The 24182-nt window shown below is 61.8% G+C and carries 20 protein-coding genes and 1 pseudogene; 15 read left to right on the forward strand and 6 right to left on the reverse strand.

Features of this window, described 5'->3' with window-relative positions:
- Window positions 1-31 precede the first annotated feature (31 nt).
- Together ACXAH0_RS00795 and ACXAH0_RS00800 are read right to left on the reverse strand one after the other, a co-directional pair.
- The gene (locus ACXAH0_RS00795) at window positions 32-970 is read right to left on the reverse strand and encodes a substrate-binding domain-containing protein (protein ID WP_475172633.1); all 939 of its coding nucleotides are present in this window, start codon (window positions 968-970) and stop codon (window positions 32-34) included.
- Between the two features lie 102 nt (window positions 971-1072).
- Window positions 1073-1897, reverse strand: a complete 825-nt coding sequence (locus ACXAH0_RS00800) for a phosphogluconate dehydrogenase C-terminal domain-containing protein (RefSeq protein WP_475172630.1) — start codon at window positions 1895-1897, stop codon at window positions 1073-1075.
- A 172-nt stretch (window positions 1898-2069) separates the two neighbouring features.
- Between ACXAH0_RS00800 and ACXAH0_RS00805 the strand changes: the two genes are divergently transcribed.
- Both ACXAH0_RS00805 and ACXAH0_RS00810 read left to right on the forward strand, forming a co-directional pair.
- On the forward strand, window positions 2070-3338 hold the full coding sequence (locus tag ACXAH0_RS00805; RefSeq protein WP_475188366.1) for a ribulose-bisphosphate carboxylase large subunit family protein: 1269 nt from the start codon (window positions 2070-2072) through the stop codon (window positions 3336-3338).
- Window positions 3335-4684 (forward strand): four-carbon acid sugar kinase family protein, encoded by a 1350-nt coding sequence (locus ACXAH0_RS00810; protein ID WP_475188368.1) that lies wholly within the window; start codon window positions 3335-3337, stop codon window positions 4682-4684. The genes ACXAH0_RS00805 and ACXAH0_RS00810 overlap by 4 nt, the downstream gene beginning before the upstream one ends.
- A gap of 402 nt (window positions 4685-5086) precedes the next feature.
- Here the strand turns inward: ACXAH0_RS00810 and ACXAH0_RS00815 are convergent, their stop codons facing one another.
- Entirely contained in the window at window positions 5087-5848 is a 762-nt protein-coding gene (locus tag ACXAH0_RS00815) for an AAA family ATPase (protein ID WP_475188369.1), read from the reverse strand.
- 435 nt (window positions 5849-6283) lie between these two features.
- On the opposite strand from ACXAH0_RS00815, the pseudogene ACXAH0_RS00820 reads away from it, so the two are divergent.
- The 6 genes and pseudogenes from ACXAH0_RS00820 to ACXAH0_RS00845 all read left to right on the forward strand — a co-directional run.
- Window positions 6284-6576: pseudogene (locus ACXAH0_RS00820) on the forward strand (transposase); the annotation flags it as partial.
- A 39-nt stretch (window positions 6577-6615) separates the two neighbouring features.
- The gene (locus ACXAH0_RS00825; protein ID WP_475173006.1) at window positions 6616-6819 is read left to right on the forward strand and encodes a nucleotide-binding domain containing protein; all 204 of its coding nucleotides are present in this window, start codon (window positions 6616-6618) and stop codon (window positions 6817-6819) included.
- A gap of 214 nt (window positions 6820-7033) precedes the next feature.
- Window positions 7034-8071 (forward strand): magnesium chelatase ATPase subunit I, encoded by a 1038-nt coding sequence (gene bchI, locus ACXAH0_RS00830; RefSeq protein ID WP_475188371.1) that lies wholly within the window; start codon window positions 7034-7036, stop codon window positions 8069-8071.
- Window positions 8064-10064, forward strand: a complete 2001-nt coding sequence (locus tag ACXAH0_RS00835; protein ID WP_475188373.1) for a VWA domain-containing protein — start codon at window positions 8064-8066, stop codon at window positions 10062-10064. The genes bchI and ACXAH0_RS00835 overlap by 8 nt, the downstream gene beginning before the upstream one ends.
- Complete coding sequence (bchO, locus tag ACXAH0_RS00840; RefSeq protein WP_475188375.1) at window positions 10061-10987, forward strand: alpha/beta fold hydrolase BchO; 927 nt, start codon at window positions 10061-10063, stop codon at window positions 10985-10987. The genes ACXAH0_RS00835 and bchO overlap by 4 nt, the downstream gene beginning before the upstream one ends.
- 79 nt (window positions 10988-11066) lie before the next feature.
- The gene (locus tag ACXAH0_RS00845; RefSeq protein WP_475188378.1) at window positions 11067-12281 is read left to right on the forward strand and encodes an ATP-grasp domain-containing protein; all 1215 of its coding nucleotides are present in this window, start codon (window positions 11067-11069) and stop codon (window positions 12279-12281) included.
- Here the strand turns inward: ACXAH0_RS00845 and ACXAH0_RS00850 are convergent.
- Entirely contained in the window at window positions 12247-13644 is a 1398-nt protein-coding gene (locus ACXAH0_RS00850; protein WP_475188381.1) for a cytochrome P450, read from the reverse strand. The two genes, ACXAH0_RS00845 and ACXAH0_RS00850, sit on opposite strands and share 35 nt — an antisense overlap.
- A 52-nt stretch (window positions 13645-13696) precedes the next feature.
- Here ACXAH0_RS00850 and ACXAH0_RS00855 point away from each other — a divergent pair, with 52 nt between their 5' ends.
- The 3 genes from ACXAH0_RS00855 to ACXAH0_RS00865 all read left to right on the forward strand — a co-directional run bounded on the left by ACXAH0_RS00855 (window position 13697) and on the right by ACXAH0_RS00865 (window position 17399).
- Window positions 13697-14476, forward strand: a complete 780-nt coding sequence (locus tag ACXAH0_RS00855) for a hypothetical protein (protein ID WP_475188383.1) — start codon at window positions 13697-13699, stop codon at window positions 14474-14476.
- A 176-nt stretch (window positions 14477-14652) separates the two neighbouring features.
- Complete coding sequence (gene crtI / locus ACXAH0_RS00860) at window positions 14653-16200, forward strand: phytoene desaturase family protein (protein WP_475188731.1); 1548 nt, start codon at window positions 14653-14655, stop codon at window positions 16198-16200.
- Window positions 16197-17399 (forward strand): phytoene/squalene synthase family protein, encoded by a 1203-nt coding sequence (locus ACXAH0_RS00865; RefSeq protein ID WP_475188385.1) that lies wholly within the window; start codon window positions 16197-16199, stop codon window positions 17397-17399. Before crtI ends, ACXAH0_RS00865 begins: the two co-directional genes overlap by 4 nt.
- 21 nt (window positions 17400-17420) lie before the next feature.
- Here ACXAH0_RS00865 and ACXAH0_RS00870 read toward each other — a convergent pair whose 3' ends face one another.
- Together ACXAH0_RS00870 and crtD are read right to left on the reverse strand one after the other, a co-directional pair.
- Entirely contained in the window at window positions 17421-18152 is a 732-nt protein-coding gene (locus ACXAH0_RS00870) for a carotenoid 1,2-hydratase (protein WP_475172600.1), read from the reverse strand.
- A gap of 104 nt (window positions 18153-18256) precedes the next feature.
- Window positions 18257-19930, reverse strand: a complete 1674-nt coding sequence (gene crtD / locus ACXAH0_RS00875; protein ID WP_475188388.1) for a 1-hydroxycarotenoid 3,4-desaturase CrtD — start codon at window positions 19928-19930, stop codon at window positions 18257-18259.
- Window positions 19931-20032: 102 nt separating this feature from the next.
- Here crtD and ACXAH0_RS00880 point away from each other — a divergent pair, with 102 nt between their 5' ends.
- From ACXAH0_RS00880 to ACXAH0_RS00895, 4 genes are all read left to right on the forward strand, one after another.
- The gene (locus ACXAH0_RS00880; protein ID WP_475172594.1) at window positions 20033-20902 is read left to right on the forward strand and encodes a polyprenyl synthetase family protein; all 870 of its coding nucleotides are present in this window, start codon (window positions 20033-20035) and stop codon (window positions 20900-20902) included.
- 24 nt (window positions 20903-20926) lie between these two features.
- On the forward strand, window positions 20927-22126 hold the full coding sequence (locus ACXAH0_RS00885; protein ID WP_475188389.1) for a methyltransferase: 1200 nt from the start codon (window positions 20927-20929) through the stop codon (window positions 22124-22126).
- A 108-nt stretch (window positions 22127-22234) separates the two neighbouring features.
- Entirely contained in the window at window positions 22235-23176 is a 942-nt protein-coding gene (bchC, locus tag ACXAH0_RS00890) for a chlorophyll synthesis pathway protein BchC (protein ID WP_475188391.1), read from the forward strand.
- A complete protein-coding gene (locus ACXAH0_RS00895) occupies window positions 23173-24180 on the forward strand; it encodes a chlorophyllide a reductase iron protein subunit X (protein WP_475188392.1) in 1008 nt (335 codons plus the stop codon). Before bchC ends, ACXAH0_RS00895 begins: the two co-directional genes overlap by 4 nt.
- The last annotated feature ends 2 nt before the right edge of the window (window positions 24181-24182 follow it).

The raw sequence follows: 24182 nt of genomic DNA on the forward strand, positions 1-24182 counted from the left end.
CGCGCATGCTGCAGGCGCGGCCTCCCGGCGGTTATTTCAGTGCAAAGGTTTCCAGCTGCGGTGCATTGGCCGGAGTGATCAGAATGCAGTCCATCAGCTGCTTCTCATCCTGGCCGGTGGATCCGGTTTTCAGATACTGGTCCGCCTGCTCAACAGCGAGCTGGGCCTGCCGGTAGGCGGGCTGCAGAACGGTTGCCTTGATGCCACCTTCCAAAATGGAGTCGCGCACATCATTGCTGCCGTCAAAACCCACAACGATCACATCCGTGCGGCCAGCAGCCTTCAAGGCCGCCCAGGCGCCCATCGCCATAGTGTCGTTACCGGAGATGACGCCCTTGATTTCCGGATTGGCCTGCAAGATGGTTTCCATCTTTTCATAGGCTTCCGTCTGGCTCCAGTTGGCCGATTGCTGTGCGGCCATTTCCATATCAGGATACTGATCGATCACATCATGATATCCGGCTGACCGAATGCCCGCATTGGTGTCGGCCTCACGGCCCAGAAGCTCGGCATATTTGCCTTCTTCTCCCATCAGGCGGACAAATTCCTCTGCGCCAAGCTGGGCCCCCTGATAGTTGTTGGACACGATCTGCGAAACGGCAATGCCGGTTTCCTTGATTTCCCGGTCAATCAGGAAGGACGGAATGCCCGCTTCCTTGGCCCGGCGAACCGGGGCGACCGTGGCATCAGCGCCCGCATTGTCCAGAATGATCGCCTTTGCCCCGCGGGCAATGGCGGTGTCAAACAGCTGGTTCTGTTTGTTCGGATCATCGTCATGGACCAGCACAAGGGTCTCATAGCCCAGTTCCTCGGCCCGCTGCTGGGCCCCTTCGGCTTCCGCCTTGAAGAACGGGTTGTCATGGGACGGGGTGATGATGGCGATCAGATCCGCCGCCGAAGCAGCGGCGGGGGCAAGAGCTGTGGCCGCGAGCGCAGCCCCGGCCAGAAGTGTCCTACGGGTAAAAGTCATGTTGTCCTCCCAACAAAGTCTCAAGTCAGCCGCCAGTCCCTCCCAGAATCTGACGGCCCGTGGTGTACTGCCTGCCTACGTCTTCACATAGAGGCAGCCGGATCAGGTGATCTGCCGGATACTCTCTGCAATCTCCTCCGGCTTGAACACGCCGATCCAGTCGTCGCGCATCAGGCGCGTCTTTCCGTTTGTAATGGCCTTGTTGCAGGCGTCCGAGAACACGCCGTCAACTTCCTCCATAACAACCGCGCCCAGAATGTTCAGGTGGCCCAGCAGGAAGTCCCGCGCTGCCTCCCGATCCACACCCCGGCGCACAACCTCGTCCATGGCTTCCTTCATCACTACCAGAAGGGTGGCGCAGACCGTTTCCGACAGGCCCGGCTCCAAAAGCGCCATCTGGTCAACGGTTACCCGGTGGGCCCTCAGGATCGGCTGAAAGATGGTCCTGGCGATCTCCTCGCCAACCGCATAATGCTCTTCCGGCCCCTGCATCAGCGCCGAGACAATCGCCTGCTTGGCCGCGATCCCGCCGAAATAGTCCCGCTTGGCGGACATGTCCGTCTCATCATTGAAGATCGGGGGATGGCAGGGATGGGTAACAAAAAGGGTGATGTCATCCCGCTCGGGGAAATGGCCTGCAAAGGGCGCGGCCGCATCCAGCGCGATCAGGATCGTGCCCGGCTCCAGCTTGTCGGCAATCCCGTGGGCCACTTTTTGAATGGCCGTGTCCGGCACAGCGAGAATAACCGCTTCCGCGCCCTCAAGGGCCGCGTCCGGGTCCACGCAGTCCACACCCACTGCCTCTTTCAGCCGGGCTTGGCCTGCTTCGCTTACTTCCACATGGGCAACAGTGTAGCGGGAGCCTTTCAGGTTCTGGGAGAGACGCACTCCCATTTTGCCTCCAGCACCGATCAGCGCAATTTTCATGGTTCCTCCCCATTGGCTGGCAGAATTAACACATAGTAAAATCATGTTGTCAACTGGTATGATAAGTTGATATTCATACAAAATCGATCCACCCATGGCCCAGCCGGGATCGGGTGAGGCGGAGAAAGACGATCCCGTTCAAAGGGAGTACCCATCAAGGAGAGGAGCCGGAATGGGGAGGATTTACGCAACCTATGAGCTGGAAACACCGCTGGCACTGGATGTAACCGCCAGCGTGATTGCCGGCGAACAATCCTCCGGCACGTTCCTGAAACTGGCGGGCGAAACCGATGCGCTGAAGGAACGGTCCGGTGCCCGGGTGGAAGAGGTCCGCGAGACCGGCCGCAGTTCAACGCCGGCCCTGCCCTGCCGGATCAGTAGCCCGGCCTATACGCGCGGGCAGATCACCCTGTCCTGGCCGGTTGACAATATGGGGCCGTCCCTGCCCAATCTTCTGGCGACGATTGCGGGCAACCTCTTTGAACTGGCCGAGATCTCCGCGCTGCGTCTGATCGACCTCGACCTGCCGGACACTTTCTCAAATGCCTATCCCGGCCCGGCCTTCGGTCGCAGCGGTACGCTGGAGCTTGCCGGCGTGTCCGGCCGCCCGTTGATCGGCACGATTGTCAAACCCAGTGTTGGCCTGACGGCCGACGACACGGCGCGCCTGGTAAGCCAGCTGGCGGAGGGTGGAATTGACTTCATCAAGGATGATGAATTACAGGCCAACGGCCCCCATTGCCCGTTTGACGAGCGGCTGCGCAAGGTCATGCGGGTGATCGATGCCCATGCGGACCGTACGGGCAAGAAGATCATGTATGCCTTCAACATCACCGACGAGCTGGACGAGATGCGCCGCCATGCGGATCTGGTGGCCCAGGCGGGCGGTACCTGCCTTATGGTCAGCCTGTTTTCCCTCGGGCTTGTGGGCCTCAGCGCCATGCGCCGCCATGTCAGCCTGCCGCTCCACTGCCACCGCAATGGCTGGGGCCTGCAATCCAGGTCCCCTGATATCGGCATCGCCTTCCGGGTCTGGCAAAAGCTGTGGCGGCTGGCGGGGGCCGACCATCTGCACGTCAACGGAATTGCCAACAAATTTACCGAAGCAGATGATATCGTGATGGAAAATGCCCGTGCGCTTGGTGAGCCGCTCAAGGGGCCCAATCCCTTTCCCGCCATGCCTGTCTTTTCCTCCGGGCAGACAGCCGTTCAGATGGCCCCGACCTACAAGGCCATCGGCCACACGGATTTCATCTATTGCGCGGGCGGCGGTATCATGGGGCATCCGGGCGGCGTTGCGGGCGGGGTTGCCAGCCTGCGTCAGGCTGCCGAGGCCGCCGCAGAAGGCATCTCCCTGGAAGACTATGCCAAAGACCATGGAGAACTCGCAGACGCACTTGCGGCCTTTGCGGATAAGGCCAGCGCAGAGCCCGCGTCATGAGCGCGCCCCTGCTGCTGTCCTATTATGGCGATGATTTCACCGGCTCCACCGATGTGATGGAGGCGCTGACCACAGGGGGCGTGGAGACTGTCCTCTTCACGCGCCTGCCGGACGAAGCCCTGCGCGCCCGGTTTGCCCACTGCCGGGCCATCGGGCTGGCAGGCACCAGCCGCAGCCAGAACGCAGCCTGGATGGTTGACACACTGCCCGGCATCTTCGCCTGGCTGAAAGATCTTGGCGCCCGCTTCTGCCACTATAAGGTCTGCTCGACCTTTGACAGTGCGCCCGACAAGGGCTCGATCGGCCGCGCTCTGGAAATCGGCCTCAGAACGTTTGCGCAAAACCGGGCCGCGCTTGTCGTGGGCGCACCGCAGCTGCGCCGCTTCACCACTTTCGGCACCCTTTATGCTGCCTATCAAGGCAAGGTTTACCGGATCGACCGGCATCCAGTGATGCAGAACCATCCGGCGACGCCGATGGACGAGGCTGACCTTCTGATTCACCTCTCGAAACAGACGGCCTTGCCGCTTGCCTGTATCACCCCTGAGGATCTGGACACCTACCGCCAAAGCGGCGTCTGCCGAAATTTACTGGATGGAGCCAACACCCCGGCCGGGGTGCTGATCGATGTCTACGACGCGGCCTCCCAGGCCACCGCCGGAGCCATTCTGGAAGAGCATCAGGACACGCTCGGCCCGTTTGTGGCCGGGTCTTCCGGCCTGGAATATGCCTTGCTCACCGCCTGGCAGCAGCAGGGGCTGGCCCATCCTGCAGCGCTCCGGCCGCCCCTGGAGCCGAAGGAGCGGATTGCGGTTGTCTCGGGCAGCTGCTCGCCGACAACCGGCACCCAGATCCAGACCGCCCTTCAAAACAATTTCGCCGGGATCAAGCTGGACTATGCCAGCCTGGCCGGGGGCATGGGACTGGACGCGGAAGTCAGCCGGGCTCTTGATCTGGCAGACATGGCACTCACCAAGGGCCAAAGCCCGCTGCTTTATACGGCAGATGGCACTGGCGGTCCGGCCCTCTCCCTTTCCCAGCCCGGCGCGACCACAGGGCCTGAAGACCCGGACCGGGTCGGCCAGACCCTCGGCCGTCTGCTCGCAGCCCTCACCAAACGCCATGCTCTGGACCGGATTGCCGTTGCCGGGGGCGACACGTCCAGCCACGCCTTGAGCGAACTTGCCATTGCCGCGCTGACCTTGCGCACCCCCCTTCCCGCCAGCCCCGGCTCGCCCGTCTGCACGGCCCACCGGACCGATGGCACCCTTCTGGACATTGCTCTCAAGGGCGGCCAGATCGGCACGGACAGGTATTTTGTGGATCTGAGGGACGGGCTGGGCTGAAAGGGAATGTCAGCGACAGTCCACCGCGCGGACACGCTCCTCGGACTGGGCGTTCGGCACCGTCCCGTCACCTACCGGGACATCGTTGGCGACACCTCCGAATGGAAGATTTTACATCGGAAGGAAATCTATCGAGCTATCGATCCGGAACACCTCAAGGCCGCGAAGCTCATCGCGAAAGTCGAGCTTAGGGACGCGCTGGACATTCTGACAGAACTTCCGCGGGAAAAGCGGACCTATGAGCGGAAATCACCCTCTCGGCCGATATTGTCAGTGCGGCCGGAGGGACAGAGGCGCATCACGCGGAGATATACGCATCCATCAAAGCCATGGTGGGCTGAGCAACAAATGATGCGCCCTGCGTAAGGGATGAATTGTGGTCTCTACCTAAAATTCCACGAACTAACAGCGGACAAACTCGGCAGCAGGCTTCCCTTCGGCTTCGGCGATTTTTGCGAAAATCTCGGAAGCGGCGCCTTCCGGAGAAGTAATGTTCTGAACCGTACACCCAAGGGATCTCAGATTGCGTTCGACGGCGCGGTAAGTCTGGATCGTAAGATCTCCCAAGGGTTCTCGACCTTTGCGGGTGGCTTCTCTTTCGATCACGGCTTCAATAGGCGCCCAGATCGTAAAAAGGTACACCGGAGTGTTCGGAGGAAGCCATTGGCAAAATCTCGATACCTTTTCCGTAGCATCAAAAACATACTCGAAAATTATTCGCGGTGCTCCCATCCTTAGGTAGGCAGAAGCCAAAGATGCCCCAGCGCGATAGGTTGAACCAGAGCCTAGGTGTTGACCGACATCAGGTGGCGCAAACCATCGAATGGCATCACCAGAAACATTTATGGTCCCTGGGAGCATTCCTGCCAGCTTGGAAGAAACAGAGGTCTTTCCCACCCCTGCCGGGCCATTGATAATTACGACATGTGTCAATTCGAACTTCCGTTGAGTGGCGTTGCTATCTGTATAATGCTGAGCGAGCTTCGCCGCTAAGACAAGCTGGTAAACCAGATCAATAACGGGACCATCTCGTTTGATGGGGATGCCGCAACAGCGACCTGTCAGATCGGAGAAGAATCTGTTCTCCTTGCAATTGGCACTGGAGAGCCAAACCAATGCTCCATCGCTATATGTTGTATGTCCCTGAGCGAACGGGATAAGCAATCGTCGTTTTGGGATGAATACAGTTGGGTGGGAATTATGTTGAGGTCAGTTAGCTAGCTATCTGTCACTTTTGCCGTGTGTGTGTACAATTGAATGCTCTTCGCAGCCATGTTGAGATTTCGAGCAATATTTAAGTGCTTGATCAAACGATTACATCGAAGCGAAAGTTTCATTTCGCTCTAGTTTAGGGTGAATTTATTTTCTTGCAGGGTTTCTCGCAGATGTTCAAGGAGAAAATTTTTGAAGTAATGGTGAGTATTATAGATAGAAAGATTAATAACATTAAAAATGTAAAAATACGTAAAATTTTAAATTCTTTCTTTCTTTTTACTGTTATAATACTTGCCGTTTTATATATCTGGGCAAAATTTTACATTAGAGCAGAAATGTGGGGCTTTTGATGCAACCGTCATTGTCGAGAAGATGGAGGGTCGAATGCCCAGGAATGATATCACTCGCAAGCAACATAACCGGGACGCTCTTCGATTTCTAAGCGATTTACGGACGGGGAATGGGCGATTTTGGCGCCTTTGATCCCTCCGGCCAAGTTCAGCGGACGTCCGCGGACGACCAACATGCGGGTAGTTGTGAACGCGGTCCTTTATATCGCGGGCAGCGGCTGTCAGTGACGGGCGCTGCCAAAGGACTTTCCGCCGGCCTCCATCGTGCGTGGCTATTTCTATTCCTGGCGCGACCTCGGGCTTTGGCAGACCCTCGGCCGTCTGCTCGCGGCCCTCACCAAACGCCATGCTCTGGACCGGATTGCCGTGGCCGGGGGCGACACGTCCAGCCACGCCTTGAGCGAACTTGCCATTGCCGCCCTCACCTTGCGCGCGCCCCTGCCCGCCACTCCCGGTTCCCCGGTCTGCACGGCCCACCGGACAGATGGCGGCAGTCTGGACATTGCCCTCAAGGGGGGACAGATCGGCACGGACAGGTATTTTGTGGACCTGAGGGACGGGCTGGACTGAGAGGAGCTGTCACGGAAGACCGCCGCGCGGAAACGCTCCTGCGAAAGATATGCCCCAGGTGGATTTGCCGGTCCTCGCTCATGAGCGGCCAATACCCCCTTTCTGGCTCGGCAAGACCCGACGTCCGTCCTCCGACGCTGCTTTTGAAAGAATGGGCTTCAAACCGCGCTGAAAATGTGTCAATTTATATTGACACTCAAAACAGGCGGGTCCCATGTCCACACCGTTTCCCTTTTCGGCCATCGTCGCCCAGGAGGACATGAAAAAAGCGCTGCTGATGGCTGCGGTGGAACCTCTTCTTGGCGGCGTTCTCATTTTTGGCGACCGGGGCACCGGCAAATCCACGGCCGTGCGCGCCCTCGCCGAACTGCTCCCCAAGATCGACACCCGTGAGGGCTGCCGGTTCAATTGCGCCCCCGGCCACCCGCAGGACGCCTGCCCTGTGTGCTCGCCGCAGAACGGGACCAGCCAGGCAAAAAAGATCAAGACCCGGACCCCCATGGTGGATCTGCCGCTTGGCGCCACGGAAGACAGGATCTGCGGCGCGCTTGATCTGGAAAAGGCGCTGGTTGCCGGTGAGAAGGATTTTGAACCGGGGCTACTGGCCGCCGCTAACCGGGGTTTTCTTTATATTGACGAGGTCAATCTGTTGGAAGACCACCTGGTTGATCTCTTGCTGGACGCAGCCGCGTCCGGAGTGAATGTGGTCGAACGCGAAGGCCTCAGCATCCGTCATGCCGCCCGCTTTGCCCTTGTGGGCAGCGGCAATCCGGAAGAAGGGGACCTGCGCCCGCAACTGCTCGACAGGTTTGGCCTTGCCGTAGAAATCCGGACACTTGAGGACCTGAAACAGCGGATCGAGGTGATCCGGCGCCGGGATGCCTATGAAGCGGACCCTGACGCCTTCTGCAAGAGCTACGCCCGCAAAGACGCCGCCATCCGCAACCGGGTCGTCAAGGCCCGCAAGATGCTGCGCAAGATCGACATTCCCGAGGATGTGCTGACCCGCATGTCCCAATTGTGCCTTGGGCTCGGCATTGACGGAATGCGTGGCGAACTGACCCTCATGCGCGCCTGCCGGGCCGCCGCCGCGCTTGCCGGACGCGCGTGTGTCAGTTGGAACGACGTGTCGGACATTTCGCCTCTGGTCCTGTGCCACCGCCTCCGCCGCGATCCGCTGGACGATGCGGGCAGCGTCCCGCGCGTGGAACGCGCCATTGCCGCCGTCAGCGCCGGGGCCGGCTATGGATGACGTAAAACCAACAAAGGTCTGCAGTCCCTCCAAGGCCGACGCGATGGCCGCCGATGCGGCCCCGACCCCGGTGCCGATCCGGGCGCAAGACCCTGCAAAAAATTCTCCCCTGCCACCTGCCCCCGATCCTCACTCTGCGCACGTCTGGCAGGATGCTCTTCTGGCCGCGGGCCTGTTGAAAGCCGCAGGCCCGGCCCTTGGCGGCCTATGGCTGAAAGCGCGAGCTGGCGGTGTGCGCGAGGCCTATCTTACCCACCTGGAGCGCCTGTTTGGTCGCAGAACGCCCTGGATACGGATGCCTGCCTCCGCCGGTCCGTCCACGCTTCTGGGCAGTCTTGATATTCCTGCCACGGCCAGGATGGGACGGATCGTCACCAGGTCCGGCCTTTTGGCGCGCGCAGACAAGGGGGCTCTTCAGGTGCCCATGGCCGAACGGCTAGACCCTGCGACGGCGGCCCTCATCGGCACCGTTATGGATACGGGCCGGACCCGCCCGCAAGCCGCCGCAGGCGCTCAATGCGGGCAGACCAGACAGGACAGTGAGGACAGATGCAACGCGCGGTTTCAGGTGATTGCGGTGGATGAATCCGCCTCCCACGAAGAGACCCTGCCCCCTGCCCTTGCCGACCGTCTGGGACTGATTGTGGATCTGAGCGCAGTCTCCTGGAGCGCGGTCACTGTTGTGGAAGAGCCCCTGAATGAGCACGCGGCACCGGACTGGCAAAGCGTCAGCCTGAGCGCGCCCGTGACCCGCTTCTTGTCCGGGATTGCCCAAGCGGCAGGCGCAACGTCTTTGCGGCGGCTGCGCCATCTGACCCTTGTCAGCCGCCTGCTGGCGGCCATGGAAGGCCGGGACTGCGTGGACAGCGCGGACGCTCTTGCAGCCGCCCGTCTGTGCCTTGGGATCAGGCCCGAGGCCCACGCCCGGCCGGAAGACACGGCAGTGAAGGACGGCAGCGGCGAGAGCGCGCCAGCCCCGGCCCCAAATCCGGCCCAGGCACCGCCCACGCCCCAATCAGGCACTCAGGACACCAGAACAGACACCCCGCAGCGGCCTGAGCAAAATCTGGCGGCACTTTCCGACATGCTGGCCGCCGTGGAAGCCGGGACGATTACCGGTCTGCCCGAGCTCGCCGCCAGCAGCCCGGCACGTTCCAGCCCCAGCCGGAGCGGTAAAGCCGGTGCTGCGCACAAGAATGCCCGCCGGGGCAGGCCCGTTGCCATCTCCCGGACAGCCCCGTTCCCGGACGCCCGGCCTCATCTGATTGCCACCTTGCGGGCGGCCGCCCCCTGGCAGAGTATCCGCAACCGGAACCGGGCCCTGTTGCTGTCCCGCCTGTCCGGTCGGGACCAGGACCCCATCCGGCAGCCAAAGGCACTGATCACGCGGGACGACTACCGCTTTCAGCGGCTGCGCCACGAAACCCCTTCAACGGCCATTTTCATGGTGGATGCCTCAGGGTCGACAGCGCTGGAGCGGCTGGGGGAAACCAAGGGCGCCATTGAGCAACTGCTGTCCAGATGCTATGTGCGCCGGGACGAAGTGGCCATGATCGCCTTTCGCGGCACCGGCGCGGAAACCGTGCTGCCCCCCACCCGCTCGCTGGTTCTTGCAAAGCGCAAACTTGCGGGCCTTCCAGGCGGTGGCCCAACCCCGCTTGTGTCCGGTCTGGAAAAGGGGCTGACGCTTGCCCTGTCCGTGCGCAGGCAGGGCAGCACGCCGGTTCTTGTGCTTCTGACGGACGGGCGCGGCAACATTGCACGCAACGGGCAGCCGGACCGGCCCCGCGCCCAGGCGGAACTCACTCAGATTGCCGGTCAATACCGGGCCCATCGGATGCGATCGATCTGCATCGACATTGCCCGCCGTCCACGGGAAAGCGTCGCTCTTCTGGCCGATACAATGGGAGCGGACCTGCATGTCCTGCGGCATGCGGATGCCGGGTCCATGGCCGGCGTGGTGCATGCTTCCCTTCAGGAGGCGGGCCGGTGACCCGCGCAGGCGACTGGCTGGACTGGGACACCGTCGGCCGCACCTGGCCCCATCGCGCAGCCAGCCGGTTTGTCAAAGTCTCCGGCTACCGCTGGCATGTTCAGCTTCTGGGACCCGGCAACGCGCCCCCCCTGCTACTGATCCACGGGACCGGGGCGGCGTCCTTTTCCTGGCGCACGCTGATCCCCCGCCTGATGGACCGCTACCGGCTGATCGTGCCGGATCTGCCCTGTCATGGCTTCACGCAGCCGCTGGCTTCGCCTGACTTGTCGCTGGAAGGCATGACGGTGTCGCTAAGGGGGCTGCTCCACGAGATGGAAATCCAGCCCAAATGGGTTCTGGGCCATTCCGCCGGAGCGGTGATTGGCGTCTCTCTGGTGTCCGCGGCCTTCAAGTCGCCGTCCAGTCCGCTTGGAACGCCCCGCCGCGTTCTGGGGATCAATGGCGCCCTCAAACCGATCCGGGGAAGCAGAATTTTATCGCCGATGGCCAAGGCGCTGTTTGCCAATCCGCTATCGGCCTCCCTGTTTTCCCTGCTGGCGACGGCAACACCGCTCGGCAGCAACCTCCTTGCAACGACCGGATCTCAGATCGACGCGGACGGAGAGCGTCTGTACCGGCTGTTGCTGGGGGCCTCCGGCCATGTGCGCGGCGCCCTCGGCATGATGGCGTCCTGGGATCTCAGCCATCTCAACGCCATGCTCCGGCGCCTGTCCGCACCACTGGATCTGTTTGCCGCACAGGACGACCCGATGGTGCCTTCATCCCATTCGCAGACGGCCGCGCGCCTTGCCCGCGACAGCAGCCTGACCTTGACGGCAACAGGCGGCCATCTGGTCCATGAAACGTCTCCGGATCTCATTAAAGACTGGATGGAAAGCGTTGTGTGCAAGGACCGGACAAACGGAATGGACGCGGCATGAAGCACCAGTCAGCCCGTTTTCAGGGCCTTCGGATCAGCCGTCGGCTGGCTTTGAGCCACAAGGGCCAGGAGCATGTGTCATGCAAGATGGCAAACCCAAAACAGTCCTCCTGACCCTCGGGCGCCTGCCGAAGGCTCTGGAAATTGCCCGTGCGCTGCGGGCGGCGGACTGCCGCGTTCTGGTGGCGGACCCGTTCAAGTGGCATCTCTGCCGTGCCTCCAAGGCCGTTGAAAAATCGTTTCAAACGCCCTCACCACACAAGGACCAGGCGCTCTATCTGTCCTGTCTGCTTGATCTTGCCGCGCGCGAGAAGGTCGACCTGATCATGCCGGTCTCTGAAGAAGCCCTGCATGTAAGCCTTCTGGAGCACAGGCTGCCGGAAGGAACAAGATTGTTCTCGCTCCCGAACCGCACCCTCCAGGGTCTTCACGACAAATACACCTTTACCCGTATCGTCACAGCAGCCGGGCTGAACTGCCCCGAGACCTATCTGGCCTCGGACAGACGGGCCGTGCAACTGGCCAGAACCCGGGAAACGGTCCTGAAACCCAGGTTGGGCTGTTCCGGTCAGCACCTGCGCCTGCTGTCGCCTGAAGCCGCCGCAACAACGCCCCTGGGAGGCGCTGAAACACTTGTCCAGTCGCGGGTGCGCGGACGGGAAGTCAGCACCTTGACCCTGTGCCACAACGGCGAAGTGCTTGCCCATGTGACATATAAAGGGCTCATCTTTGCCGGAACAGTGGCGGTCTGCTTTGAGCGGGTGGACGGTCTGCCCCGGGTGGACGAGTGGGTATCGGAATTTGTGCGCGCGGGCGGCTATTCCCACTTTCTGGCCTTCGACTTCATGGTCGACGAAACGGGCACCCCATGGCCTTTGGAATGCAATCCGCGCCTGACCAGCGGCATTCACTTTATGGCAGCGGACGGCATCGCCCGGGCCGTGACGGATCTCAAAAACGCCTCCAGCATCGGCCTGAAACGAGAACGCCGCTTTCAGGAGGGGCACACCACCCTTTTGCAGGTTTACGGCAATCTCCTGCGGCCTGGAACCAGCCTGCGGCATCTGCGGGCGATGCTGACCTCAAAGGATGTTTTGTGGTCCCGCGACGATCGCCTGCCGTTTCCGCTCATGACGCCCTATTCCTGGCCAGTTCTGAAACAGGTGCTTTTTCAGGGCCGCAGCTTTGGAGAAGCTGCAACCCGCGACATTGCCTGGCCACCGGATGCAAAGTCCCAAACCAGCCCCTCAACACAGACCGCTAACCCGTTGAACGTCCATGGCTCCTGTTCTTGATACGCACCTTGATCTCCTCGGCGGGCCGCGTGGTCAGGCGCGCTGCCGGGCGCACGTTGCTTGTTCCTTCCGGCACAAAATCAAAGGCCCGCGTCAGGCGCGCCAGGATCAGCGCGCTTTCAACCGCAGCGAATCCGGCGCCAATACAGGTATGCGGGCCGGAGCCGAAGGGAATATAGCTCCCGGGCACCACGTCCCGGTCCCGCCCGGGCAGGAACCGCTCCGGGTCGAAGCGGTCAGGCTCGCGCCAGTAGCGTGTGTGCCTGTGCAGCGTCCAGGGCGCGATCATCAACAGCGCGCCCTTACGCACCTTGTAGCGGCCGATCCGCGTGGCCTTGAGCGCCACCCGAGGCAGAAAGGTGATCGGCGGATAAAGCCTCAGTGTTTCCTTGAAAACCGCACGGGTATAGGTCAGCCCGCGCGCCGCTTCAAAGGGCAGCTCCCCGCCCCCCATCGCCTGCCCGGTTTCCGCACGCAGCCGTGCCAGCACATCGGGGCACATGGCGAGCATGTAAAACGCCCAGGTCAGCGCGCTCGCGGTTGTTTCATGCCCTGCCAGGAAAAAAACCCCAAGCTGGTCAATCAGCTCCTCCCGTGTGAAGGGCTGTCTATCCGCCGGGTCGCGCGCGGCCATGACCGCGCTGGCAATGTCATCAAACCGGCTCGCCCCCGGTCCGGTATGCGTGTCGATCAAGCCGCCCAGATGATGGCGTATCCGCTTGCAGGCGGACAGGACCTCTTCGGTTTGCGGCACCCTCGTCCAGGCCGGGTCCAGGATCAGCCGCCAGATCTTCACCTGCGCGACACCGCGTTCAAACACCTCGAAATCGTCAAACACATCCTGGGCGATCCGGCTGGCAAGGGAGGTCGAAAACACCGTCCGGCAAATGATATCCGCCGTCAGCTCACTCATGATCCGGTCCAGGGAGACCAGTTCCCCCCGGTCCGCACTCAGCTGCAGCCGCTCCAGACAGGCATCGACGGCCTGCTGCATGGCGGTGAAGGCATGTGTCAGGCGCATTTTGGAAAAGGCCGGATCGATCATCGCCCGCTGACGGCGCCATTTCGCCCCATCGGATACAAACATGGAATCGCCGATCAGCGGTTCCAGAGCGCCCACCATCAAGTCGCTTTTGGGGAAAATACCCTCCTGATCATGGAGGATCTGCCGCACCAGGTCCGGATCGTTGAACAGCTTGATCGACCGGCGCGAGTACCCGAGTTCGCCCGCCTGCATGGCAAATGCGGATCCGGGCAGCAGGCTCAAAAGATCCCCTTGCCCATGCCAGACCGTGCGCAGCAGCGCCATCACGGGCGGCAAGCGCGAGGGGCGCGGGGGTTCGTAGACCTCAGACACTGCCATTCCGTCCTCCGCTCTGCATCAGGCCAAATCCTTTTCCCGGAGACTTGCCCCCATGACGGTCCATGACCTCTTCAAGGTGCTGATTGCACTTCACATCGCGACAGGAGCCCCCGGGCTCATCGGCTTCTGGGTGCCGGTCTTTGCGCAAAAGGGCGGCGGCCGGCACAGGTGGTGGGGCCGCCTGTTCGCGATGGCCATGCTGATCACCGGCACGGTTGCCATGATGATGGCGGCGCTGACGCTTGTGGCTCCCATGGCGACCCATCCACACCTTGCCGGGCATGAGACCTTCTCCGATCCGGTTCTGGTGCGCGGGATCTTCGGCTGGATGATGGTCTATCTCGGGCTGCTGACGGTCAATCTGGCCTGGTATGGCTGGCGTTGCGCCGTCAACAAGCGGGATCACCTGAAGAACCGGACGCCCCTGAACTGGGGTCTGCAGGCCGCTCTTCTGGCCGCTTCGTCCGCTTGTGCCCTTCAAGGGGTTCTGATTGCCCAGCCCATGATGACCGGTATCTCGATGGTGGGCTTTGCCACCGTGGCAACAAATCTCTGGTTCCTGCTCAAACGCGCCCCGGGGCCCGTTGACTGGCTGCTGGAACACATCAAGGCAATTGTCGGCACCGGCATCTCTGTCTACACGGCTTTTTTCGCCTTCGGGGCGGTTCGGCTGATGCCGGAGCTGGCCCTGGCGCCGGGCCTGTGGGCCATTCCCCTTGCAACCGGTCTCGCATTGATCTTCTACCATCGCCATCAAGTCAGCCGCCGCTTTGTGACCCGGACCGCAAATGCCCACAGCAGACGGCCTTTCGACCTGGATGCCGCAGAATAATCTGAAACAGGCCTTCTTTCTCAGGCGGAAAAGTGTAAACTAAATTTTACACAAGTGAAGAGCTTCATTTGACGCCCGGCCCGGTCAGCGCCTCCCGCCTCCACATGCGTGCCTGGGGGCCGTCCGGTCTGACGCCTGAAGGGGAAAGGAGCACGAGCGTGAACATTGCCCCGGACATGCCATCCCCGATCACCCATTCCGCTAGGGCCGGCGCGCCGCATGCCGTGGTGATCGGCGCAGGCGTTGGCGGATTGGCGGCCGCAGCCTTGCTGGGCGCACGCGGTTACCGGGTCACGGTGTTTGACCCGCTCGACCGGCCGGGGGGACGCGCCTATGCCTACCATCAGGACGGCTTTGTGTTCGATGCGGGCCCGACGATCATCACAGCGCCCTGGCTGTTCGAAAAACTTTGGGAAGACTGCGGCAGCACCCTGTCGGACGATCTGGACATCCGCGGCAACGACCCGTTCTACAAGATCCGTTTTTCCGACGGTACGGTCTTCACCTATTCCGCAGACCCGGAAGCGATGGAAGCAGAGATTGCCCGGTTTAACCCTGCAGACGTGGCCGGATACCGCAGCTTCATGGAAGAAAGCCGCCGGATCTATGAATATGCCTTTCTGCAACTGGCCGACAAACCGTTTCACAGTCTGGCCTTCACGCTGGGAACCTTCGCAAAATTGGTCCAGTTGGGCGGCTACCGCTCGGTCTACAGTGTCGTCTCAAAACACTTCAAGAATGACAAACTTCGCTCGGTGTTTTCCTTCCACCCGCTCCTGATTGGCGGCAATCCGTTCACCACCACCTCCTTTTACTGCCTGATCGCCCATCTGGAGAGCAAACACGGCGTTCACTACGCCATGGGTGGCACCAACAAACTGGCTTGCGGCATCGCCCGCCTGGTGGAGAAAAACAACGGCACGATCCGTTTGCAGGAAACCGTCAGCGCCATCCTGACAGACGGCAGAAAAGCAACCGGAGTGCGCCTTGCCTCCGGTGAGACCGTTCCGGCCGACATCGTGGTGTCCAATTGCGATTCCGCAATGACCTATGGCACGCTGCTGAAGGATCACCCGCGCAAACGCTGGACGGACCGCAAGCTGAAGCGCGGCGATTTTTCCATGAGCCTTTTCGTCTGGTATTTCGGCACCGACCGTCAATATGACGATCTCGGCCACCACACCATGCTCTTCGGGCCCCGCTACAAGGGGCTGCTGGACGATATCTTCATCAAAAAACATCTGGCGGAGGATTTCAGCCTCTACCTGCACCGTCCCACGGCAAATGACCCGTCCGTTGCCCCACCAGGCTGCGATGCGTTTTATGTCCTCAGCCCCGTCCCCAATCTGGCCAGCGGCACTGACTGGGAGGCCTTTGCAGAGACTTATCGCCGGGCCATTGCCGCACAGCTGGAAGCAACCGTGCTGCCCGGACTGTCCCGGCATATCGTGAGCTCCAGAGTGCTGACACCGGTCGATTTCCGCGAGCGCCTTCTGTCCTGGCAAGGTGCGGCGTTTTCCTTTGAGCCGAAGCTGCTGCAAAGTTCCTGGTTCCGTCCCCACAACAAGAGCGAGGAACTTGTAAATCTTTATCTTTGCGGCGCCGGAACCCATCCAGGCGCGGGTTTGCCGGGGGTTGTGTGCTCGGCGCAAATCGTGGCGGATCTGGTTCCAGACCCGGCCACCTTCGCACAGACATCCCGGAGCATGGAGGGAGCCTCATGAAAAAAATCAGCCAACGGTCCCTGGACGGCTTTGAACCTTTCGCCCTTCACGCGGATCAGCCTCGTCCGCCGCAAGGCGCCTCCGGCGCCCCGACGGATCCCCATCAGGATCTGAAAGCCTGCGCGGCCTCCATCCGCAAGGGCTCGAAATCCTTTCACCTGGCCTCCCTGCTGCTCCCGGCGGACACCCGCAAGGCAGCGATTGCCCTTTATGCTTTTTGCCGCCATTCCGATGACGTGATTGACGATCCGCGCTCAGACAGGCATTCGCTGGAGCTGTTAAAACAAAGACTTCATCTGATTTATCAGGGCACGCCCGCAAACTATGCCTGTGACCGGGCGTTTCAAAAGACGGTGACAGATCACGCCATTCCCAAATGCATTCCCCTGGCACTACTGGACGGCTTTGCCATGGACATTGCCAACCGGCGCTACCAGACCCTCAACGATCTCAAATGCTACGCGACAGGGGTTGCGGCCACAGTGGGCCTGATGATGTCGCTGATCATGCGCACCGGCGCGCCGCAGCACCTGGCCCGGGCCGCTGATCTCGGCATCGCAATGCAGCTGACCAATATCGCCCGGGATGTGGGAGAAGATGCCAGAAACGGCCGGCTCTATCTGCCGCTGGACTGGCTGGCGCAGGCCGGGATCGAACCAGAGCCGTTCTTGCGCTCACCCCGGTTTTCACCCGCACTTGGCGGGGTCGTCCGGCGCCTGCTTCACGAAGCAGACCACCACTACCGCCTCGGCCATGCCGGGATTGCCGCGCTTCCCGCCGGGTGCCGCCACGCCATCCGCTCCGCAGCGCTTGTCTATGAAGAAATCGGCGCTGAGATCGCTGCCAATGGCTATGACAGCGTGACCCGGAGAGCCCGTACGGGCCTTTGGCGCAAGGCCGCGCTTCTGGCCAGGGCGCGACGCCCGGCCTGTTTCCCAGCCCCGAAAGAGGACCGCGGCAAAGACCTGCCTGCAGACCCGGCCGCAGCGGATCTTGTGGCTGCCGCAGCGCGCTCGTTTTCCACCTCCGGGCGCCAAACGCAGACACAAATGCAGGCTGAACTGGCAGCAGACGGGACTCCTGCCACCTCGTCATCAGAACGGCTATTGTGTCTCTTGATCCGATTGCAGAACGAAAGCCGCCAGAACCTGCGCTTTCAAAAACTTGAGGCCCGCCAGCGGGCAGCCAGATTGCTGTGAGACAGAACAAGGGCACCCGGATCAGCCGCGCCGGGGCATCCTGAAGGGCAGCATCATCCGCACGACCGGGCTCTGCAGGCGGTCGCAGTCCAGGGTCTCATGCACCATGTGCACGCACTGCCCCTGAAGCGTTGTGTCCACCAGGGACCGGGTGTAGAAGGGCGTGTCTTCCAGACATCTGAACCGGGCCGGACGTTCTCCCTCCTCACACTGTATCCCGCCGCGCACACCCCAGACGCCCGGCGGCAGCGGCATGCTTGGCGGTAGGGAAATGGTTTCGGCGCCCCCATCTGCCGAAAAGGAAAGACCGAGCGTTGTGCGCGCGCCCCCGCGCATCCGGGCGTCATAAAGCACCAGCGTTCTGCCGTCCCGCGTGCGCCCGCGCGCCCAATCCCAAGCCTGGAAATCCGTTTCCAGCGGGCGGGAACCGCAATTGAGATCGTGATAGCCTGCGCCGGTCCAGCCGCCCCCAGGCAGAAGATCACATTCCACCGTCACCCGCGCCTGCGGCACAAACGGCCACCAGACATGGCGGCCCGCCGCATCCAGGTGATAGGATGTTCTGTTCACCGCATCCGGCTGCAAGAAGATACGGCCCCGGACGCGTTTGGGAAACAGGCGGTGGCCGGGCCAAGGCAGCGCCAGTTCCTCAAATTCAAGCTCCAATCCGTCGCTGGTCCAGGTCAATCCGCTGTTTCCGATCCAAACCCCGTTGGGTTTGCGCACCAGACTGCGCGCTCCGCGCTCCGTCATGGCCCAGATGTTCTTAGATGGCTGATAAAGCGCGACATTAAAGGCGACGTGGTTCTCGGGCCGTTGCCTGCCGGACCAGTGGTAATAGGGGGAAAAGACGGAGCCTATAAAGGCGATGACCGTGAGGGCGAACTGCCCGCAGCCGCTTGTTGCGTCGACATACCACCACTGATAGCCACCGGGCGGGACTGGCCGGTCATAGCCAATTCCGCCAGCATCTGGTCCGCCGCCAGCCGCCCTGACAGGGCCGCCATCGGGAGCCCCGGCCCCGGATGTACACTGCCCCCCGCCAGATAGAGCCCCTTCGGGCCCGCGCCCGGACCCAGGTATGTGCCCAGATGTGTTCCCGGGCGCTTGAACGAGGCCATCCAGCCATGGGAGGCCTGACCGTAGAGCGCCCCGCCCGTTGCCGGAAAAAGCCGGTTGAAGCCGTCCGGCGCCGTCAGCACCTGTGCCTCCCGGTCGCGCTGAAGCCGCAATCCGTTTGCCGCCAGCCGGCGGTCCATCGCTGTGAGGCATCGATCCAACTCGCTTGTCGCATATGGGTGCCGGTCGCCATCCGCCGAAAGGTTCATCAGACAATAGAGCCGTTCCTGAGGCTGCCCCGCCCCTTCCGGACGCATTCGCCCGCCCCCATCCCGGTCCTGCGCGCAGACATAGACTGTCGGGTCGGCCGGAGCGCGGCACTCGTTAAAAACAGCCCGGAACTCGGCTTCATAATCATCTGAGAAAAAGACCGTGTGGTGCGCCAGCGGCACGCCTTCGGCCCGGGCCAGGCCGCAGGTGACCAGCGCGGACTGGGACCGGTGGCCAAAGCGACTGGCATGGCCGGTACTGGCATGGCCGGGGCTGATCCTGCGGGCTCTGGTCTGGCCGGACCCGTCCCGTGGCGCCAAAAGGGCCGGAAGCGCACTGACATCGCCGTTAAAGATGATCTGATCCGCCGCAATCACCTCCCCGGTCTCCAGCCGCACGGAGGTCACCTTACGGCCGCCCTCTCCGGTCTGGATATGCTCCACACGGGCGTTGAAGCGGAACGATGCGCCCCGTTCCTGCGCAAGAGACTGAAACCGCCGAGCGATCGCGTGCATCCCACCGCTTGGAATCCAGACACCCGCCTGCTCCACATGGGCCACAAGCATGAGCGTGGCAGGGGCGGCAAAGGGGGAAGAGCCGCAATAGGTTGCATAGCGGGCAAACAGCTGCCGCAAACGCGGATCGCAGAAATATCCACCCAGAGCCGTCCACAGGCTTGTGAACGGGCGCAAGGCCAGCATGTCCCCCAGCCTGTTAAAGCCGATTCGTTTGGACAGGGTCAGGGGATTTGGCTTTGGAGCGGAGATGAACGTGTTCTTCAGCGTTTCAAAGACCCGCTGGCTGTCCGCCGCAAAGCGCCGGAAACCGGCGGCGTCATCCGCACTGAAGGTGGCGGCAATCTTCTCAGCGCTTCTATCGAGATCCGCATAAAGATCCAGGCAGAGGCCGCCGGTCCAGTAATGCCTTGCCAGATGCTCCGCCTTTTCCAGCGCGACTTCATCCTCCAGACAGGTGTTAAAGGCGGCCAGCAGGTCGTCAAACACCCATTTCATGGTCAGGACTGTCGGCCCCGCATCAAACGCGCGCCCGCCAGCAAGCACCTCACGCAGCTTGCCGCCCGGCGTCTTGGCCGCCTCAAGCACAAGCACCGGAACTCCAGCGCCAGCCAGACGCAACGCAGCCGCAAGCCCGCCCATGCCGGCGCCGATGATGATGATCCGATTTTGCGGCGGGGTGCCCAAATGCGCTCCTTCAAGTTGACATTCTGTCGCAATATGTCACTGTTAATTGACAGTATAACGTCAACTTAAATAGACATCCATGCAAAATTGAGGAGTGGCGCGATGGACCTGTCGGAGCGTATCGAAACCGGGATGCAAGCAGCCATTCGCTATGCCACAGCGAATGGCTGCCCTCAAAAACTTGCCAATGCGTTCCGGTATGCGGTCTTTCCAGGCGGCGCCCGCATCCGCCCCAGACTGTGCATCGCCGTTGCCCTTGCCTGCGGAGACCGGGACCCGAAAGCGGCCACGGCTGCTGCAAGCGCCATTGAGCTTTTGCACTGCGCCTCGCTGGTGCATGACGATCTGCCCTGTTTCGACAACGCTCAGACACGGCGTGGCAAGACATCCGTCCATATCGAATTCGGCGAGGAAATCGCCCTGCTTGTGGGAGACGGCCTCATTGTCAATGCCTTTGAAACCCTTGCACGCGGGACCCAGCACGCCCCTGACCTGGCAGCCCCGCTGATGTCTACCATCGCCAAGGCCGTCGGCTCGCCTTACGGACTTGTTGCGGGCCAGGCCTGGGAGAGCGAACCGGAGATCAACATTTCCGCCTATCACCGCGCCAAAACAGCTTCGCTCTTTACCGGCGCAGTCGCGTCAGGCGCCCTGTCATCCCGGGGAAATCCGCTCGACTGGTATGCACTCGCAGATGCGCTCGGCGCAGCCTATCAGGTGGCCGATGATCTTTATGACGCCCTAGATGAGACCAGCAGCATGGGCAAACCCGCCGGTCAGGACGCCTTGAACGGCAAGCCAAACGTGGTTGCCGAACGGGGCGTGGAAGGCGCCTTGAAACAATTGCACAGCCTGGTTCTGAAAGCGGCGGACGCGGTGCCGGACTGCCGGGGCGCGGATATGCTCAGGGCCATGATCCATAAGGAAGCCAAGCGTCTGATGCCGAAAAAGCTGGCAGCCAGCGCCGCCTGACCCCATTCAAGGACGCGGACCCACATGGCGGCAAGCAGCAACAACCGGCGCACACTCCCGCAAACGCCCCTGCCAAGCGGAAGCCCTTTTCCCCGGCAAGGCGTACCCCAGTTGTTCTGGTCCCGGGCCAGGCTTCGCACCTGGCGCAACCGCATCATTGCCTCGGCCTCTTTTCGCAAATGGGCCATGCGGCTGCCCTTCCTGCGCCGCCTCTCCAACAGAAAAGCGGCAGCACTATTCCGTCTGACAGCCGGGTTCGTTTTCAGCCAGGTGCTGAGCACCTGTGTCCGGCTGGGAGTGTTTGACGCGCTTAAGAACGGCCCCCTTCCGGCAAACCAGCTTGCCCGGTCCTGTGGGATTGCCCCTGAAACCATGCAGCTTCTGCTGGAGCAGGCTGAACGCCTGGATCTGGTGATCCAGACCGGGCCGGACGCCTGGATGCTTGCCGATGCCGGGGCGGTTGTGGCCGCAGATCCGGGCATCACCCAGATGATCCTGCATCATGACATGTTCTACCGGGATCTTGAGGCCCCCTTGGAGCTTCTGAAAGCCCCAGGCAAAGACACCCGTCTGAAGACGTTCTGGGCCTATGCCCACGGGCACCGCACTATGGATCTGGATGAGGCCACCGCCCAGACCTATTCCGCGCTGATGCAGACCAGCCAGAGCATGCTGGCAGACTGTATTCTGGATGCCTATGATTTCAGCCGCCACACGGCGGTGCTGGATATCGGCGGCGGCGACGGCAGTTTTCTGGCCGCCTGCGCCAGCCGCCATCCGGACCTCTTCCTCCACCTGCTCGACTTGCCGGCCGTTGCCGGACTGGCCCGCCAGAACCTGGCAGACAAGGGCCTTGCTGGCCGAGCCCGGATACATGCAGGCGACTTTGTGTCGAGCCCCCTGCCTGGCATGGCAGATTGCGCCTGCCTTGTGCGCATTCTGTGCGACCATGACGATGACCGGGTTGTGCTGATTCTCAACAACCTTCATGCCGCGCTCAAACCCGGCACACAGGTTGTGGTCGCCGAAGCAATGGCCGGCCCGTCCGAGGGCGCCCGGCTCGCGGCCGTCTATTTCAGTTTCTACTTTCTCGCGATGGGATCCGGCCGCTGCCGCAGCGACAAAGAGATCAAGGCCCTGTTGTCAAAAGCCGGGTTCAAACGGCCGCGCACCGTCAAGACTCACACCCCGCTTCTGGCCACACTCGTGGTTGCGGTCCGCTGATTCCGCGATCGGCACCGGCAAATATATGTAAATAATAATTGACACTTTATAGTGTCAATCTAAAATGACATACCTACCACCTGGATCCAATGTGCGGGAGGCACACAGATGGACACCACGGCAGTCGTATTCGAACAACCGGGAAGATTGAGTGTGAAGCGCCTGACGCTGACCGCCCCGGACGCGCGTGACGTCGTGGTCAAAACCCTCCTGAGCGGGATCTCCACCGGCACCGAGAAAATGCTGTTTCAAGGGTCCATGCCGCAGTTTCCGGGCTTGGGTTATCCGCTCGTGCCCGGTTATGAATCCGTTGCCGAAGTGGTGGAGGCCGGGCCAGACTCCGGCCGCACGATCGGACAAAAGGTGTTTGTTCCGGGCGCCAGCTGCTACACGGACGCCGCCGGCCTGTTCGGCGCCACCGCCGGCCGGCTGGTCCTGCCGGGCGAGCGCACGATCCCCCTTGGCCCGGTTCAGGCAGAGGACGCCGTTCTGCTGGCCCTGGCCGCAACGGCCCATAGGGCCGTGAAACGCTGCGCGCAACCGGTGCAACGGATCATCGGCCACGGGGTCCTGGGGCGCCTGGCCGCCCGCATTGCCATCGCCCTCGGCCAAAAGCCGCCAAGTGTTCTGGAAACGCAGGCCAAACGGCGCAGCGGCGCGGACGGATATCCGGTTCTCGACCCGTCAGAGGATGAGACCCAAACCGCCTGCACCGCTATCATCGACGCCAGCGGAGATCCGTCCGTCCTCGACAAAGCGGCCGCAAAACTGGCCCGCAACGGGCAGCTGGTACTGGCCGGATTTTATGGCGAGCGCATCAGCTTTGCATTCCCGCCCGCTTTCATGCGCGAGATCTCCGTCGCCCTGTCCGCCGAATTCAAACCGGACGACATCCACGCCGTGCTGGAACTGGTTGCCCGCGGCCGGCTGTCGCTCAAGGGGCTCGTCACCCATCGCACTGGTCCGGCGGCCGCCGCGCAAGCCTATCAGACCGCTTTCGGCGATCCCGGCTGCCTGAAAATGGTCATCGACTGGAGGAATGCCGCATGATCCGCGAACACCCCACCGGACACAGCTACCGGATGCAGGACTTCCTCCGTGAGGAAGCAGCCATGGAGCCGGACGCACCGGCCAAAGGCCCGGTGACCAAGGAAACACAGATCATCGCGATCTATGGCAAGGGCGGCATCGGCAAAAGCTTCACGCTGGCCAACCTGTCCTACATGCTGGCTCAGCTCGGCAAGAAGGTTCTGCTGATCGGCTGTGATCCGAAGAGCGACACGACATCGCTGCTGTTTGGCGGCCGGGCCTGCCCCACCATTATCCAGACCGCTTCCGCCCGCAAGGAAGCCGGGGCGGAAGTGGAGATTTCAGACGTCTGCTTCAAGCGGGATGGCGTGTTTGCCATGGAGCTAGGCGGACCGGAAGTCGGCCGCGGCTGCGGCGGCCGCGGTATCATTCACGGCTTCGAAACCCTGGAAAAGCTTGGCTTTCACGATTGGGATTTCGACTACGTGCTGCTGGACTTTCTCGGCGACGTCGTCTGTGGCGGCTTCGGCCTGCCGATTGCCAGGGACATGTGCCAGAAAGTGGTCGTTGTCGGCTCCAATGACCTCCAGTCGCTCTATGTCGCCAACAATGTCTGCTCCGCCGTTCAATATTTCCGCAAGTTGGGCGGCAATGTCGGCGTCGCTGGTCTGGTGATCAACAAGGATGACGGCACCGGTGAAGCCCAGGCCTTTGCCAAGGCGGTCGGCATTCCGGTGCTTGCCTCGATCCCACAGCATGAGGATATCCGCCGCAAAAGCGCAAATTACCAGATCATCGGCCAGCCCGGCGGAGACTGGGGACCGCTCTTTCAGTCCCTGTCCGTCAATCTGGCCGATGCGCCGCCGGTCTTGCCCGCCCCGCTCGACCAAGACGGCCTGCTGAACCTCTTTTCCTCCAGTGAAACCGGAGCCGGAATCCAGCTTCAGCCGGCCACCCGGGAAGACATGTGCGCCGCTGGCGCCACCGACAAACCCTCACTTGAGGTGGTTTACGACACCATTTAACG

It is taken from the genome of Roseibium sp. AWQ4_290, from assembly GCF_056160985.1.

What these genes read in the sequence shown, in the direction of transcription:
- ACXAH0_RS00800 (WP_475172630.1), bottom strand. Translation starts at nt 1,897, where the DNA reads ATGAAAATTGCGCTGATCGGTGCTGGAGGCAAAATGGGAGTGCGTCTC.
- ACXAH0_RS00865 (WP_475188385.1), top strand. Translation starts at nt 16,197, where the DNA reads ATGAAAAAAATCAGCCAACGGTCCCTGGACGGCTTTGAACCTTTCGCC.
- bchI (WP_475188371.1), top strand. Translation starts at nt 7,034, where the DNA reads ATGTCCACACCGTTTCCCTTTTCGGCCATCGTCGCCCAGGAGGACATG.
- ACXAH0_RS00795 (WP_475172633.1), bottom strand. Translation starts at nt 970, where the DNA reads ATGACTTTTACCCGTAGGACACTTCTGGCCGGGGCTGCGCTCGCGGCC.
- ACXAH0_RS00885 (WP_475188389.1), top strand. Translation starts at nt 20,927, where the DNA reads ATGGCGGCAAGCAGCAACAACCGGCGCACACTCCCGCAAACGCCCCTG.
- bchC (WP_475188391.1), top strand. Translation starts at nt 22,235, where the DNA reads ATGGACACCACGGCAGTCGTATTCGAACAACCGGGAAGATTGAGTGTG.
- ACXAH0_RS00880 (WP_475172594.1), top strand. Translation starts at nt 20,033, where the DNA reads ATGGACCTGTCGGAGCGTATCGAAACCGGGATGCAAGCAGCCATTCGC.
- ACXAH0_RS00845 (WP_475188378.1), top strand. Translation starts at nt 11,067, where the DNA reads ATGCAAGATGGCAAACCCAAAACAGTCCTCCTGACCCTCGGGCGCCTG.
- ACXAH0_RS00805 (WP_475188366.1), top strand. Translation starts at nt 2,070, where the DNA reads ATGGGGAGGATTTACGCAACCTATGAGCTGGAAACACCGCTGGCACTG.
- ACXAH0_RS00895 (WP_475188392.1), top strand. Translation starts at nt 23,173, where the DNA reads ATGATCCGCGAACACCCCACCGGACACAGCTACCGGATGCAGGACTTC.
- ACXAH0_RS00850 (WP_475188381.1), bottom strand. Translation starts at nt 13,644, where the DNA reads ATGGCAGTGTCTGAGGTCTACGAACCCCCGCGCCCCTCGCGCTTGCCG.
- ACXAH0_RS00810 (WP_475188368.1), top strand. Translation starts at nt 3,335, where the DNA reads ATGAGCGCGCCCCTGCTGCTGTCCTATTATGGCGATGATTTCACCGGC.
- ACXAH0_RS00870 (WP_475172600.1), bottom strand. Translation starts at nt 18,152, where the DNA reads ATGACGGAGCGCGGAGCGCGCAGTCTGGTGCGCAAACCCAACGGGGTT.
- ACXAH0_RS00855 (WP_475188383.1), top strand. Translation starts at nt 13,697, where the DNA reads ATGACGGTCCATGACCTCTTCAAGGTGCTGATTGCACTTCACATCGCG.
- ACXAH0_RS00835 (WP_475188373.1), top strand. Translation starts at nt 8,064, where the DNA reads ATGGATGACGTAAAACCAACAAAGGTCTGCAGTCCCTCCAAGGCCGAC.
- crtI (WP_475188731.1), top strand. Translation starts at nt 14,653, where the DNA reads ATGCCATCCCCGATCACCCATTCCGCTAGGGCCGGCGCGCCGCATGCC.